The organism is Parvimonas sp. D9, from assembly GCF_035282565.1.
GTDB classification, from domain to species: Bacteria; Bacillota; Clostridia; order Tissierellales; family Peptoniphilaceae; genus Parvimonas; species Parvimonas micra.
Genome location: NZ_JAYKBM010000001.1, coordinates 250510 through 265137 on the forward strand (window position 1 = coordinate 250510; position 14628 = coordinate 265137).

Below are 14628 nucleotides of genomic sequence, written 5' to 3' on the forward strand. Positions count from 1 at the left end.
ATCCCCCTCTTAAAATTGTTCTAAAAATCTTTTATCATTATCGTATAATAATCTAATATTATTTATTTTATGTTTAACCATTGTAATTCTATCAATTCCCATACCAAAGGCAAATCCTGAATATTTTTTTGAATCAATACCACAAGCCTCTAACACATTAGGATGCACCATACCACAACCTAATAATTCCATACTCCATCCTGTTCCTTTACAAACATTACAACCTTTCCCTTTACAATTAAAGCAAGAAACATCAACTTCAGCACTTGGTTCAGTAAAAGGGAAATAATGAGGTCTATATCTTGTTTTCATATCTTCTCCAAAAAATTCTTTAATAAAAGTATTAAGAGTATCAATTAAATTGCTCATATTTATATTTTCATCTACTACAAGTCCTTCAATTTGATGAAACATTGGTGAATGAGTATCATCAACCTCATCAAATCTGAAAGTCCTACCTGCAGATACCATCTTTATAGGTGGCTTAGTAGTCATCATAGTTCTAATTTGAACAGGAGATGTGTGTGTTCTTAACAATAACTCTTTATCAATATAAAAAGTATCTGACATATCTCTTGATGGATGATCTATAGGAGAATTTAATTTATTAAAATTATTTTCAACTGTTTCAATTTCAGGACCTTCAATTACAGAAAATCCCATTGAAATAAAGAAATTTTCTAAATCCTCCATAGTTTTATTCAAAGGATGTCTATGTCCCATATCAATAGTTTTTTTATTTATTGTAACATCTATAGTCTCTTCTTTTACCCTTTTTTCAAGTTCAATTTTATTAAACATTTCAACTTTTTCGTTTATAAGATTTTCAATTTCTTGTTTAGTTAAATTTATAAGTTCGCCAATTTTAGGTCTTTCTTCTTTTGAAACATTTGCCATATTCCTTAAAACACTCGTAAATTCTCCTTTTTTACCTAAATATTTAATTTTAAGTTCTTCTAAAGAATTCTTATCTACAGACCCTTTAATTTCACTTATAATTTTTTTTCTTAAGTTACTAATTAATTCTTTCATACTTATCTCCTGTTTAACCCTGTATTTTTTTGTAATAATAGCCTTCTCCCCATTTAGTTTGAATATAGGTAATATTTCCTATATTTATCTTTTCTCTTAGCCTTCGTATATGAACGTCAATCTTTCTATAATCACTGACATGTTCTTCTTTCCAAACAGTTTTTGCAATATCTTCTCTGCTAAAAATCTTTTCTGGGTTTATTGCCATTATATACAATATGTCAAATTCTTTTCCCGTTAAATCAACTTCTTCGCCTTTTAACTTTACTGTTCTTCCTACTATGTTAAATTCTAAATCATCTGCAAAAATTAAATTATCGATGTCTGTTCTTCTTTGACCGAATCTTCTCATGATAGCACGAATTCTTGCCTTTAATTCAAGAATATTGAAAGGATAGATTAAATAATCATCAGCTCCATATTCAAAAATCAAGATTTTTTGCATATCATCTTTTAAAGTGGTAGTAACAATAGTAGGTATATCACAAAATTCATTTAATTTCCTTTTGAGATCCAATCCTGTACCATCTTTGAAATTCATATCCATAATTATCATATCAAAATTTTTCTGGTCAACTAAAATAATAGTATCTTCGATATTATTAGAAGTAGTTATTTCATAATTTTCGTCTTCTGTCATCGAATACATTAAGTCATTTATTTGTGAATCCGTAGGTAAAGCCATTAATATTTTTAATTTCATAATCTTCTCCTATTTCACCAATATTCTTTCATTATCTTTTCTTAAAGTTATCTTTTCTTTATCTAAAAATTCAAGTAATTCCATAGTTGATTTTCTATTTGAATTTAGTAGATCTCTTGCATCTGAAACGGAAATAGATCCATTTTTTATTATAAAATCTTTAATAATATTTACAGCTAAATCATAATTTTCTCTGAGCATATAACCTGAATCCAATTTTATAACCTCTTTATTACTTATCAAATACAAAATAAGTTCCTTAAAATGTTCAATGTTCATATCTAAATTAAAATCTTCAAAATTTATAATTAAAAATTTATTTGAATTAAATGTATTTTTTATCATTTGAAGATTTTTTAAATCTGTATCATCTAGTGAAACATTAAAATCTAAAGTAGAAACATATTCATCTAAAACTTTGAATTTATCAGAAATTAAGTAATTCATAAATTCATTTTTTGTTTTTCCGCTTAATGAGTCAAAAAATTTTGATTTAATAGTCTCTTTTGAAATTCCAATTCTCTTAGGATATTTTTCTTGAAAATTCTCTATAAATTTAGTTATATTTTTAATTAACTTTTTAATAAATCTATCTGATAAAATTAGTCTATCAGAATTATTTCCAAATGAAACAACTCTATTTTCTTCAATTAATTCGTCAATCAACTTCGAAATATTTTTAGATGAATCAGATAAAAAATTGTAATAATTTTTTTCAAGATAAAATCTATCACTAAATCTATCTACATAACTATAAATATATTCTTTAAAACTACAATTATCAAGATTTTTTATTTCTTCTATATCAAAATTATTAAATCTTTTTTTCTTAGTAGCATTAGAATCAATTACATATCCTCCACCTATAGTATAAAGTGGAGAAAAAAGTCTTAATATAAATCTATCATTTCTTTTACTTATAATTGGTTCTTCTAATCTTAACTGAACAATATATTCTTTATTAGATTCCAATTCTTCGTTTTCCAATAAGATTGCTCTACATAAAACTTCACCAGATCCTAAGTATAAATGAAATCTTGTTCTGTTAGTTATTTCAAAAGGTAAATTAACAGTCTTTAATTTAACATCAATAATATTACTTTCAGTAAAAGTATTATTTGGTATAAGTACTGAACCTTTTGGTACATCTTCTTTTTTTAAATTTGCCAGGTTTACAGCAACACGCTGTCCTGAATAAGCTGTATCAACATTATTATCGTGCACCTGTAAATTTCTTATTTTTGTTAATTTATTTGCCGGATAAATCAAGATTTCATCATCAAGATTTAATGTTCCCGAAATCAATGTTCCTGTAACAACGGTACCGAAACCGGTTATGGAAAAAGATCTATCAACATATAATCTAGGATTTGAATTTAAATCTTTTTCCGGTAATGTATTCACTATTCTTATTATTTCATTTTTTAATTGCTCAATTCCTGTTTTTTCAGTTGAAGATATTTCCACTATTTTTGCATCTTCTAAAAATGTTCCAGAAAATTCATCAGCTATATCTAATTTAACAAGTTCAATCCAATCTTTATCAACTAAATCGCATTTTGTTAAAGCAATAATTCCATTTTTTATACCTATTAAATTTAGAATATCTAAATGCTCCTTAGTTTGAGCCATGATTCCTTCATCAGCAGCTACAACTAAAATTATCATATCCATTCCACAAACGCCGGATAACATATTTTTTATAAACTTTTCATGACCAGGAACGTCAATAATTCCTACTCTAAGTTCATCATTTAAATCAAAATGAGTAAATCCTAATTCAATAGATATACCTCTATTTTGTTCTTCTTTTAATCTATCTGTATTTCTTCCGGTTAATGCTCTTATTAAAGTTGTTTTACCGTGATCTATATGTCCGGCTGTTCCTACGATAATATTTTTCTTATTATCCATATTATTCTCCTATTAACGAATTTAATGCATCTTTAATTATACAAAATTCATTTTCAAAAATTGTTCTCACATCAAAAATTAAATTTCCTTTATAAATTCTTGTAATTATTGGAATTCTATTACTTCTTAACTTTTCCTCTAATTCATTTTCTGTAAATGATTTTGAAATTACTTTTATAGCCTTAGATGGTAATTTTTGAGTTGGAAGTGAACCTGCACCAACTTCTGAATCGATATCTATAATTGCATAAGAAAATTCATTATTTTCTCCCAAATATTCGATAAGTTTTTGGGCTTTATCATATAGTTTCTCAATTTTTATAGTTAACATATTTAATGTTGGTATCTTTGAAATAGCTAATTCTTCATCAATATAATATGAAAATACAGCTTCTAATGCTGACAAAGTAAATTTATCAACTCTTAAAGCTCTAGTTAATTGATTTTTTTTCATTTTTTCAATATATTCTTTTTTACCAACAATAATACCTGCTTGAACTCCACCAAGCAATTTATCTCCGCTGAAACTTACAATATCAACACCATTTTTAATACATTCTTGGACAGTCGGTTCATGAGATAACCCATATTTAGATAAATCTATAAGAACTCCAGAACCTAAGTCTTCAATAATAGGAATATTATATTTTTCTTTTAAGCTTTTTAATTCAAATGAAGACACAGCTTCAGTAAATCCTAAAATTTTAAAATTACTTTGATGAACTTTAAACAGTGCTGCTGTATTTTCATCAATGGCATTTTCATAATCTCTAAGATGCGTTTTATTGGTTGTCCCTATTTCTTTTAGTTCTGCTCCACTTTCTCTACAAACATCAGGAATTCTAAATGATCCTCCAATTTCAACAAGCTCACTTCTACTTGTAATTACATTCTTTCCCTTTGCTATTGTAGATAGAATCAACATAACTGCCGCAGCATTATTATTTACAACCATACAGTCTTCTGCCCCGGTAATTTTTTTTATAATTTCACTTAAATGAGAATATCTCGATCCACGTTCTCCTTTTTCTAAATTATATTCAAGATTAGAATATCCGATTGAAACTTTTTTAATATTTTCAAAAATTTCATTATTTAAAACAGATCTTCCTAAATTAGTATGAATAACAACTCCTGATGCATTAACAACATTTCTTAAACTGAATGTTTTTTTGTTCATTAAATTATCTTTAATGTTATCAATTAGATTTTCAATCTTATTTGATATAATATTTTTATCATATCCATTAGAAATATTGTTTCGAATATTATCTAGTTCTTCATGAATTGATTCCATAACTAAATTTTTTGAATTTTTATCTAATAAATCTTTTATTACTTTATTATCTAATATTTGATCAACTTTAGGTATCATTTTGTATAAATTCATAGTCTTCTCCACTTTAAAATTACTTAATTATATTATTATTTTATTATTATTTTATTATTAAATATTTTTCTTTTTTTTCTACAACTTTACCAACAACAGCAAATCTTGTTGGAATACCTCTTAAATTATTTAGAATATCTACTACTTCGTTTTCAGGAACTGTAATTAGAAGTCCACCTGATGTTTCAGGATTAAACATTACATTTAAAAGAGATTCATCTATTTCTTTTTCCACAATATAGTTATTTCCAACAAATTTTTTATTATCGTAGCAACCTTTAGGAATAAGTCCAATATTAGCATAATCTATTGCACCCTTTAAAATAGGCAAGTTAGAACTATCAAGTACAAAAGTGGTACCTGATCCTTTAGCCATTTCATAACAATGGCCCATTAATCCAAATCCTGTAATATCCGTACAAGAATTAATTGTATAATTTTCTATCGATCTTTTTGCGTATTTGTTAAGAGTTTCCATAGTATGAACTGCATCTGCAATTTCTTCTTCAGTTGCAACTCCACCTTTTATAGCAGTATTTATTATTCCGAGCCCTAATGGCTTTGTTAAAATTAAAATATCACCAATTCTAGCAGAGGAATTTTTCCAAACTTTATTAGGATGAACAAAACCTGAAACACTTAACCCATATTTCGGTTCATCATCTTGAACAGTATGTCCTCCAATTAGTAAACATTCAGCTTCTTGCATTTTTTTAAGTCCACCTTTTAATATTTCTGTTAAAATCTTTGGAGGTAAACAATTTGGGAAACATACAATATTCATCGCCATAGTTGGTTCTCCACCCATTGCATAAACGTCTGAAAGAGAATTAGCAGCGGCAATTTTGCCAAAAGTATACGGATCATCAACTATAGGAGTAAAAAAGTCTAAAGTCTCAATTAATGCTAGTTCATTATTAATCTTATAAACAGCTGCATCATCAGAAGTTTCTATTCCTACAATTAAATCTTCACTTATTGAAGTGCTGTTATCCAATCCTGATAATACCTCGTCCAGAATATCTGGACCAACTTTAGCTGCTCATCCTGAAGTTTTCGCATATGAAGTTAATTTTATATCTTTTAAATTAGTATCTTTCATTATTTTCTCCTAATCTACTGTTATATCATTTTTTATTTTTTCAAAAGTTTTCTTTCCAATTCCCGAAACTTTTGTAATATCTTCAATTTTAGTAAATTTCTTTTTTTCTCTATACTCTATTATAAGTTTAGCTTTATTCTCTCCTATTCCAGTTAATTTACAAAGTTCTTCCTTACTTGCAGTATTAATATTAATTAATTTACTATTATTTTCAACGGAGCTATTATCAACATCTCTAGATTCATTGTGTGAATTTCCATTAGTTTCTCCAATTTTGAAAATATGTATTTTCATTTCATCTTTAAGTTTTGTAGCCAAATTAATTTTGCTTTTTTCAGCATTTTCAGTTAATCCACCTGCTGCTTGAATTGCGTCATTAACTCTATCCCCTATTTTCATCTTATATACACCAGGATTTTTTACTTCTCCATCAATATGTACATATATTTCTGAATTTTGATCTTTATTTTCTGGAGAGTTTTCTTCATTTTGGAGTTTGCTTTCATTGTGAATATTTTCTACAGCTTTTTTCTCGTTAGTAGATGTTAAATATTTATAAGTAAATCCAAGAACAGTTAATCCTAAAAACATACATACAATTAAAATTATATCTTTTTTATTCTTTAACATAATACACCTCAATTATTGCAATTACGAAATAAAAATACATTATAATTATAACATATTATTACAAAAAAATCTATTTTTAATTAATTAAGATATAATATATTAAATAATTTTAATATATTATATAAATGTATAATATTTTCTTGCATATTATTACAAAAAAATGAGATGCAAAGTGCACCTCATTTTAAAAATTATAATATTAAAATTCACATAATCCTACTGTTCTTGGGAATGGTAATACATCTCTTATATTTTGCATTCCTGTTAAATACATTAACATTCTTTCAAATCCTAATCCATAACCTCCATGTTTTGTTCCACCAAATCTTCTTAAGTCTAAATACCAAGAATAATCATCAATATTCATATTTGAATCTTTCATTTTTTGTTTTAATATTTCAAGTCTTTCTTCTCTTTGACTTCCTCCTATTAGTTCTCCTATACCTGGAACTAACATATCTGTTGCTGCAACAGTTTTATTATCATCGTTTAATCTCATATAGAATGCTTTTATTTCTTTTGGATAATCTGTTAAAAAAACAGGACCCTTTACGATTTTTTCACAGATATATCTTTCATGTTCTGTTTTCAAATCAACTCCCCATTCAACCGGGTATTTGAAATTTTCTTTGGATGATTTTAATATTTCTATTGCTTCAGTATATGTCATAACCTTAAATTCTGAATTAACAACAGAATTTAATCTTTCGAGTAATCCATTATCTATAAAATCATTAAAAAACTTCATTTCATCAGGAGCATTTTCTAAAACGAATTTAATAATATATTTAACCATATCTTCTGATAATTTAATAACATCTTTTAAATCAGCAAAAGCTATTTCTGGTTCAATCATCCAAAATTCAGCAGCATGTCTTGTAGTATTTGAATTTTCAGCTCTAAATGTTGGTCCAAATGTATAGATATTTCTATATGCCATTGCAAATGCTTCACCTTCTAATTGACCACTAACAGTTAAATTTGTTGGTTTAGAAAAAAAGTCTTGAGTGAAATCAACTTCTCCATTATTTGTTCTAGGTAGATTGTCTATATCTAAATTTGTCACTCTAAACATTTCGCCAGCACCTTCTGCATCACTTGCAGTTATAATTGGTGTGTGTGCATAAACAAATCCTCTTTCGAAAAAGAATTTGTGTAGAGCATAGCTTAAAATTGATCTAACTCTAAAAACAGCATTAAATGTATTTGCTCTTGGTCTTAGATGTTGGATTGTTCTCAAAAATTCAAATGTGTGTCTTTTCTTTTGAAGAGGATACTTATCAGTGGACTCTCCTTCAACTACTATTTCAGAGGCATTAATTTCAAAATTTTGTTTTCCACCTAAACTTTTAACAACTTTACCTTTAACTATAATTGCGGAAGGTAATAGTAATTTTGATATAGTTTGAAAATTATCTAGTTTTGATTCAACTACAATTTGAATACTTCTGAAAGTTGTTCCATCATTAAGCTCTATAAAACCAATATTATTATTAAAACGACTATTTTTTATCCAACCTGCCACTTCAACTTCTTTGTCAATAAAAATTTTTTCATTTGCAAAAATATCTTTTAGTAAAAACATTCTATTCCTCCTTTAATTTATCAAAAAAATTTTTTTCATATCCAATATTTTTTGGGTTATAAAATTTTATATCTTTAATTTTTTCAGGTAAATATTCTTGACCTGTAACCATATTTTCATAGTCGTGAGGATACTTATATTCCTCATTTTTTTTAGATATTGATCTTGAAGTTTGTAAAAAGATAGGAACTTCTTCAAGTCCATTTTCTTTAATAAATTTTAATGCCTTATTTATAGCTAAGTATGATGAGTTGCTTTTTTCACTACATGCAAGGTAAATGGCACATTGTGATAAAATAATCCTTGCTTCAGGCATTCCTATTTTTTTTACAGACTCTGCACATGAATTTGCTAAAATCAATGCATTTGGATTTGCATTTCCAATATCCTCTGATGCAAAGATTATCATTCTTCTTGCAATAAAATTGATATCTTCACCAGAAATTAACATTGACGCTAAATAATAAACAACAGCATCAGGATCTCCTATTCTCATAGATTTTATAAAAGCAGAAATGAAATTATAATGTTTATCTGAATTTTTATCATAATATACTTTTACCTTATCTAAAATATTTCTTATTTTATATTCAGATATAACTTTATCTTCAGATTCTAAATTATCAATAATCAATTCAAGATAATTTAATGCGGTTCTTGCATCCCCATTTGACATTTTTATTAAATAGCTTATGCCATCTTCTGTATAGCTTATTTTTTTATTCTTTAAAAATTCATCATTTAAAATAGCATTGTCAATTATATCTTTTAAATTTTCAAAACTAAGTGCTTGTAGTTCAAAAACAATAACTCTTGATAATAATGCATTATTTACTTCATAAGCAGGATTCTCTGTAGTAGCTCCAATAAATATTATATCTCCATTTTCTACATATTCAAGTAAAAAATCTTGTTGCATTTTATTGAATCTATGTATTTCATCTATAAATAATATAGTTCTTTTATTATACATTGATAAATTATCTTTTGCAAGTTCAATTATTTCTTTAATCTCCTTTGTTCCAGATGTAACAGCAGAAATTTTTACAAAATAATTATCAGTAGTACTAGAAATAATATTTGCAAGTGATGTTTTCCCAGATCCTGGTGGACCATATAATATCATTGACGAAAATCTATTATTTTTTATCATGTTTTTTAGCACAGAATTATTTTTTATTATATTATCTTGACCAATAAAAAAAGATAAATCCTTTGGTCTCATTCTTTCGGCCAATGGTTTTGATAATTTAGAAAATAAATTGTAATTCATTTTAAATAAATCCATATTTTCCTCTTTTCTATAAAATTAGTACCTCGAAAACTCGAGGTACTTAATTTTTAATATTTCTTTAATTCTTTAACTTTTGAAGCCTTACCCACTCTGTCTCTTAAGTAATATAATTTTGCACGTCTTACTTTACCACGTCTAATTACTTTTAAACTTTCAATTCTTGGTGAATGAATTGGGAATGTTCTTTCAACACCAACTCCTTGTAATACTCTTCTTACAGTAAAAGTTGCTCTTGAGCCTTTTCCTTGTTTTTTAATTACAGTTCCTTCAAAAGCTTGAACTCTTTCTCTATTTCCTTCTTTGATTTTATATCCGATAACAACTGTATCACCAACATTAAAATCAAATTTTTCTTGTCTTAATTGTTCATTTTCAATTTGTTTTATTATATCCATAATAATTCCTCCTAATATCAATGTTCTTAATTTATTTTATATAAACTAGAGGAACATCCTATTCCTTTTTTAAAATGTACTTTTCATATAAGTCAGGTCTTTTTTTCTTTGTATTTTCTAATGAAGACTCTTCTCTCCATTTTTCAATTTCTTTATGATTTCCACTAAGTAAAACTTCTGGAACTTCAATTCCATTAAAATCTCGAGGTCTTGTAAAAACATCATATTGTAACAAGTTATTATAGTGCGAATCCGTAGAAGCACTTTCTGAATTACCTAATACTCCATCAACCATTCTACAAACAGCATCCATAAGTAACATAGCAGGAATTTCTCCTCCTGTTACAACATAATCACCTACAGAAATTTCTTCATCTACAAAATTATTTATAATTCTGGAATCAATACCTTCATAATGTCCACATAGAAATATTAAATGTTCTTTTTTAGATAACTCTTTACATTTATTTTGTGTTAAAACTTCTCCCTGCGGAGATAGAAAAACAACTTTAGAATTATCCTTTTTACTAAATTTTATAGCATCAAAAACAGGTTGCACTGTCATCAACATACCTGCTCCACCACCATATATTTCATCATCAACTTTATTATGCTTGTCTTTAGAAAAATCTCTAATATTCAAAATTTCAAGTTCAATAACGCCTTTTTCAATGGCTTTGCCCAAGACACCATAACTTCTTATTGAATCGATAAAATCTGGAAATAAAGTTAAAATCGTAATCTTAATCATCTAACATACCATCTATTATACTTACTTTCATTATAGATTTTTCAATATCAACATCTTTTATAAACTCTTTTACTGCAGGTATGTATACATCTTTTCCATTATAATCAATATTATAAACATCATTAGCCAATGTTGTCAAAACATTTTTTATTTTTCCAATAAATTTATTATCTTGATCATATACATCAACTCCTATCAGTTTATATATATAATATTCATCTTCAGGAAGTTCTAATAAATTACTTTCTTCAATGAAAAGTCCTTTATTTTTAAATTCTAACACTTGATTTATATTGTCATACTCATTAAAAGCTAACAAAGCAAGATCAGAACTCAACTCTCTGACGGATTTAATAGTAACAGGTATTTTTTTATCAATATAAAATATACAACCCGCATTAAATCTATCAGTATTGGAAGTTAATGAATAAATTTTTACAGTACCTTTTATTCCATGAACATTTATAATTTTTGCAACTTCAATAAATTCCATAATACTAATTTATTTCTATTATTACCTTTTTACCTAACTTCATTGCGGCAGATCTAACAATTGTCCTTATAGCTTTAGCAATTTTACCTTGCTTGCCTATAATTTTTCCAATATCATTTTCGTCTGCCTTAATAAAAATCTTTAATACTTCTCCTTCTTCCTCAGTAGTTATAACTAATTTTTCAGGATTATCAACTAGAGATTTCACAATAAATTCAACTAATTCTTTCATATATACAGTCCTTATTTATTTTCAGAATATATGTTATTATTTTTAAATAATCTATTTACCGTATCAGTTGGTTTTGCACCATTTTTAATCCAAGCATTTACCTTTTCAGCATCAACTTTAATTTCTTTTGATTCTGTTAATGGATTGTAATATCCAATTTCCTCGATAAATTTACCATCTCTTGGTGCTCTTGAATCGGCAACAACTATTCTATAAAATGGTTTTTTCTTTGAACCCATTCTCTTTAATCTAATCTTAACTGCCATATTGTCCTCCTTAAAATTTATTTAAAAAAAGGTAAACCGAATTTGCCTTTTTTCTTAGCTCCTTTAGTCATGTCTTGCATTTTTTTCATCATTTTTTTACTATCTTTAAATTGCTTAAGCAATTTATTAAGATTTGTAATACTAGTTCCTGAACCTTTTACAATTCTTTGCTTTCTAGAATTATCAATAATATCCGGATTTTCTCTTTCTTTTTTTGTCATTGATAAAATCATTGCTTCAATTTTATCAAGCTCTTTTTCATCAATGTTAACATCTTTTAGCATTTTAGAATTCACCCCGGGCATCATAGAAAGTAAATCTTGTAACGGTCCCATATTTCTAACCTGTTGCATTTGACTTAAAAAATCATCCAATGTAAAACTTTGCTTTCTAATTTTTTCTTCAAGTTCTTTTGTCTGTTTCAAATCAAATTGCTTCTGAACTTTATCTATTACAGATAAAATATCTCCCATTCCTAAAATTCTAGATGCCATTCTATCAGGATAAAATTGCTCTAAATCATCAAGCTTTTCACCTACACCAATAAATTTAATGGGTTTTCCTGTGATAGCCTTAATAGATAAAGCAGCTCCCCCTCTCGCGTCTCCGTCTAATTTAGTCATTATCACTCCGGTAATGTCTAATTCATTATTAAAACTTTCAGCAACATTTACAGCATCTTGTCCTGTCATAGAATCTACTACTAATAAAATTTCTATTGGACTAACTGATGATTTAATAGATTTTAATTCTTCCATAAGTACATCATCTATGTGTAGTCTACCAGCAGTGTCTAAAATAACTATATCTTTTGAATTGGAATTTGCAAATTTAATTGATTCATTTGCTATTTTAGTAACATCTTTACAATCGTCAATAGTAAATACTGGAACATCAACTGATTTACCAACAACTTGCAATTGCTTTATTGCTGCTGGTCTATAAACATCACATGCTACTAGTAGAGGTCTTTTATTTTGTTTTATAAAGTATCTCGCAAGTTTTCCAGCATGCGTAGTTTTACCTGCACCTTGTAAACCACAAAGCATAATAACAGTCGGAGGATTAGAGTCAATTTGAATTTTCTCTTCTTTTTTCCCCATAAGAGCAGTAAGTTCTTCATTTACAATTTTGATAACTTGTTGTGCAGGAGTTAAACTCTCCATAACTTCTTTACCAATTGCTCTTTCTTTCACATTATTTATAAACTGTTTAACAACTTTGAAATTTACATCAGATTCTAAAAGTGCAAGTTTAACTTCTCTCATTGCAAGGTCTACATCTTTTTCAGATAATTTTCCCTTACCTCTTAATTTATTTAATGCTCCTTGAAGTTTTTCGGATAAATTCTCAAATATCATTCCTGTCACTTCCTATAAATCATTTTCTATAATTTCATTATTTTTCTTTTGAATAATATCAAGAATACTCTGTAAAGAAGAATCTTCTATTTTTGATTTTTCAATTAATAAATTAATTTCCATTAGACTACTATTTATTTTTTCAAATTTAGAAATTAATTTTAATTCATCTTCATAAAATCTTAATTTTTTTTCTGCTCTACTTAAAATATCTGATATACCTTGTTTAGAAATTCCATTTAATTCAGCGATTTCCTTGAGAGATAAATCTTCATTACAATGTTGATCAATAACATTATATTGCTTATCACTAAGAAGTTTACCATAATAATCAAACAGAACAGCTATCTCAACTATTTTTTCCATAATCACCTCTTAAATAGGTCAAGTTTTTTTCTTGACCTTTATATTATACCATTAAATATATATTTGTCAATACTTTTTTAAAAAAATTTTTTCAAAAAAAATTAACGTATTTTTCAACGTTAATTTAAAATAATTAATTAAATATTGCATTTACAAAATCCTCATCATTGTAATCTTGCAAATCATCTATTTGTTCTCCAATACCAATTTGCTTAACAGGAATTTCCATTTCAAGTTGAATTGTAAAGACAACACCACCTTTAGCAGTACCATCTAATTTTGTTAAAATTACACTATCAATATTTGCAGTATCTCTAAATTCTTTAGCTTGAACAATAGCATTTTGTCCAGTTGTTGCATCGAGAACAAGTGTAACTTCCTTATTTGCTTCAGGATATTCTCTATCTATCACCCTAGCAATCTTATTCAACTCATTCATTAAATTTTTTTTATTATGAAGCCTACCTGCAGTATCACAAATTAAAATATCAATATTTTTACTCTTTGCACTTTGAATTCCATCATATACAACAGATGCCGGATCAGCTCCTTCTTCATTTGAAATTATTGGAACACCGGATCTATTAGCCCATTCAGTCAGCTGTTCAGTTGCTGCTGCTCTAAAAGTATCTGCAGCAACTAGCATTACATTTTTCCCTTTTGACTTAAATTTATTTGCTAATTTTCCTATAGATGTAGTTTTTCCGACACCATTTACTCCGACAACCAATATAATTGTCGGTATACCATCAATAATATTGAAATCGTGATTTAATTCTTTTGAAGCTAACTTTGAGTTCATAAGCTCAATTAATTTGTCTTTGATTAAAGACGGTTCAGTAATTTTTTCCTTTTTAACAATTTCTTTTAAATCATCTATTAGTTCCATTGTAACATTTGCACCAATATCTGCAGAAACTAAAATATATTCCAATTCTTCAAATAATTCTTCATCTATTTTTGTTGACATAGATAGTAAGTTATCTATCTTACTTGACAAATTATTTCTCGTATTTACTAATCCCTTTTTTAATCTTTCAAAAAAACTCTGCTTTTTTTCAGTAATTTCTTCGGCTTCGTTTTCTTCTTTTTTCTTTCCCAAAAAATTAAACAT

At 26.9% G+C, this 14628-nt stretch carries 16 protein-coding genes; all 16 read right to left on the minus strand.

Translation table 11 applies throughout. From position 1 onward, the window contains the following. Positions 1 to 9 precede the first annotated feature (9 nt). Positions 10 to 1032: a phenylalanine--tRNA ligase subunit alpha gene (pheS, locus tag VJI94_RS01305; RefSeq protein WP_324008045.1), complete on the minus strand. Its 1023-nt coding sequence runs from the start codon at positions 1030 to 1032 to the stop codon at positions 10 to 12. Positions 1033 to 1045: 13 nt separating this feature from the next. After that, positions 1046 to 1735, minus strand: a complete 690-nt coding sequence (locus VJI94_RS01310) for a response regulator transcription factor (protein WP_004833386.1) — start codon at positions 1733 to 1735, stop codon at positions 1046 to 1048. Between the two features lie 9 nt (positions 1736 to 1744). Then, positions 1745 to 3649: a selenocysteine-specific translation elongation factor gene (gene selB, locus VJI94_RS01315; RefSeq protein WP_324008046.1), complete on the minus strand. Its 1905-nt coding sequence runs from the start codon at positions 3647 to 3649 to the stop codon at positions 1745 to 1747. Between the two features lies 1 nt (position 3650). Then, a complete protein-coding gene (gene selA / locus VJI94_RS01320; protein WP_081697332.1) occupies positions 3651 to 5039 on the minus strand; it encodes an L-seryl-tRNA(Sec) selenium transferase in 1389 nt (462 codons plus the stop codon). 46 nt (positions 5040 to 5085) lie between these two features. Continuing rightward, positions 5086 to 6141 carry a selenide, water dikinase SelD gene (gene selD, locus VJI94_RS01325; RefSeq protein WP_324008047.1) on the minus strand — a complete coding sequence of 352 codons (1056 nt, stop codon included), beginning with the start codon at positions 6139 to 6141 and terminating at the stop codon, positions 5086 to 5088. 9 nt (positions 6142 to 6150) lie between these two features. Continuing rightward, positions 6151 to 6771 carry a helix-hairpin-helix domain-containing protein gene (locus tag VJI94_RS01330; protein WP_324008048.1) on the minus strand — a complete coding sequence of 207 codons (621 nt, stop codon included), beginning with the start codon at positions 6769 to 6771 and terminating at the stop codon, positions 6151 to 6153. A gap of 199 nt (positions 6772 to 6970) precedes the next feature. Further along, positions 6971 to 8356 carry an asparagine--tRNA ligase gene (gene asnS / locus VJI94_RS01335; RefSeq protein WP_324008049.1) on the minus strand — a complete coding sequence of 462 codons (1386 nt, stop codon included), beginning with the start codon at positions 8354 to 8356 and terminating at the stop codon, positions 6971 to 6973. A 1-nt stretch (position 8357) separates the two neighbouring features. Further along, positions 8358 to 9644, minus strand: coding sequence for a replication-associated recombination protein A (locus tag VJI94_RS01340; protein ID WP_029949034.1), 1287 nt, complete (start codon positions 9642 to 9644; stop codon positions 8358 to 8360). A 53-nt stretch (positions 9645 to 9697) separates the two neighbouring features. Beyond that, on the minus strand, positions 9698 to 10045 hold the full coding sequence (gene rplS, locus VJI94_RS01345; protein WP_004833379.1) for a 50S ribosomal protein L19: 348 nt from the start codon (positions 10043 to 10045) through the stop codon (positions 9698 to 9700). Positions 10046 to 10103: 58 nt separating this feature from the next. Beyond that, positions 10104 to 10796 carry a tRNA (guanosine(37)-N1)-methyltransferase TrmD gene (gene trmD, locus VJI94_RS01350; protein WP_278553879.1) on the minus strand — a complete coding sequence of 231 codons (693 nt, stop codon included), beginning with the start codon at positions 10794 to 10796 and terminating at the stop codon, positions 10104 to 10106. Then, positions 10789 to 11289, minus strand: a complete 501-nt coding sequence (rimM, locus tag VJI94_RS01355) for a ribosome maturation factor RimM (protein WP_041953912.1) — start codon at positions 11287 to 11289, stop codon at positions 10789 to 10791. The genes trmD and rimM overlap by 8 nt, the downstream gene beginning before the upstream one ends. A 4-nt stretch (positions 11290 to 11293) precedes the next feature. Beyond that, complete coding sequence (locus VJI94_RS01360; protein ID WP_009372714.1) at positions 11294 to 11521, minus strand: KH domain-containing protein; 228 nt, start codon at positions 11519 to 11521, stop codon at positions 11294 to 11296. An 11-nt stretch (positions 11522 to 11532) separates the two neighbouring features. Continuing rightward, positions 11533 to 11787 carry a 30S ribosomal protein S16 gene (rpsP, locus tag VJI94_RS01365; RefSeq protein WP_004833375.1) on the minus strand — a complete coding sequence of 85 codons (255 nt, stop codon included), beginning with the start codon at positions 11785 to 11787 and terminating at the stop codon, positions 11533 to 11535. Between the two features lie 17 nt (positions 11788 to 11804). Further along, positions 11805 to 13148, minus strand: coding sequence for a signal recognition particle protein (ffh, locus tag VJI94_RS01370; RefSeq protein ID WP_029949038.1), 1344 nt, complete (start codon positions 13146 to 13148; stop codon positions 11805 to 11807). 12 nt (positions 13149 to 13160) lie between these two features. Beyond that, positions 13161 to 13514, minus strand: a complete 354-nt coding sequence (gene ylxM, locus VJI94_RS01375; RefSeq protein WP_029949039.1) for a YlxM family DNA-binding protein — start codon at positions 13512 to 13514, stop codon at positions 13161 to 13163. Positions 13515 to 13647: 133 nt separating this feature from the next. Then, positions 13648 to 14628, minus strand: coding sequence for a signal recognition particle-docking protein FtsY (gene ftsY / locus VJI94_RS01380; protein ID WP_029949040.1), 981 nt, complete (start codon positions 14626 to 14628; stop codon positions 13648 to 13650).

Bases quoted from the DNA above. Each gene is read 5' to 3' on its own strand.
- pheS (WP_324008045.1), bottom strand. From the start codon at position 1,032: ATGAAAGAATTAATTAGTAACTTAAGAAAAAAAATTATAAGTGAAATT.
- VJI94_RS01310 (WP_004833386.1), bottom strand. From the start codon at position 1,735: ATGAAATTAAAAATATTAATGGCTTTACCTACGGATTCACAAATAAAT.
- selB (WP_324008046.1), bottom strand. From the start codon at position 3,649: ATGGATAATAAGAAAAATATTATCGTAGGAACAGCCGGACATATAGAT.
- selA (WP_081697332.1), bottom strand. From the start codon at position 5,039: ATGAATTTATACAAAATGATACCTAAAGTTGATCAAATATTAGATAAT.
- VJI94_RS01330 (WP_324008048.1), bottom strand. From the start codon at position 6,771: ATGTTAAAGAATAAAAAAGATATAATTTTAATTGTATGTATGTTTTTA.
- asnS (WP_324008049.1), bottom strand. From the start codon at position 8,356: ATGTTTTTACTAAAAGATATTTTTGCAAATGAAAAAATTTTTATTGAC.
- VJI94_RS01340 (WP_029949034.1), bottom strand. From the start codon at position 9,644: ATGGATTTATTTAAAATGAATTACAATTTATTTTCTAAATTATCAAAA.
- rplS (WP_004833379.1), bottom strand. From the start codon at position 10,045: ATGGATATAATAAAACAAATTGAAAATGAACAATTAAGACAAGAAAAA.
- trmD (WP_278553879.1), bottom strand. From the start codon at position 10,796: ATGATTAAGATTACGATTTTAACTTTATTTCCAGATTTTATCGATTCA.
- rimM (WP_041953912.1), bottom strand. From the start codon at position 11,289: ATGGAATTTATTGAAGTTGCAAAAATTATAAATGTTCATGGAATAAAA.
- VJI94_RS01360 (WP_009372714.1), bottom strand. From the start codon at position 11,521: ATGAAAGAATTAGTTGAATTTATTGTGAAATCTCTAGTTGATAATCCT.
- rpsP (WP_004833375.1), bottom strand. From the start codon at position 11,787: ATGGCAGTTAAGATTAGATTAAAGAGAATGGGTTCAAAGAAAAAACCA.
- ffh (WP_029949038.1), bottom strand. From the start codon at position 13,148: ATGATATTTGAGAATTTATCCGAAAAACTTCAAGGAGCATTAAATAAA.
- ylxM (WP_029949039.1), bottom strand. From the start codon at position 13,514: ATGGAAAAAATAGTTGAGATAGCTGTTCTGTTTGATTATTATGGTAAA.
- ftsY (WP_029949040.1), bottom strand. From the start codon at position 14,628: ATGTTTAATTTTTTGGGAAAGAAAAAAGAAGAAAACGAAGCCGAAGAA.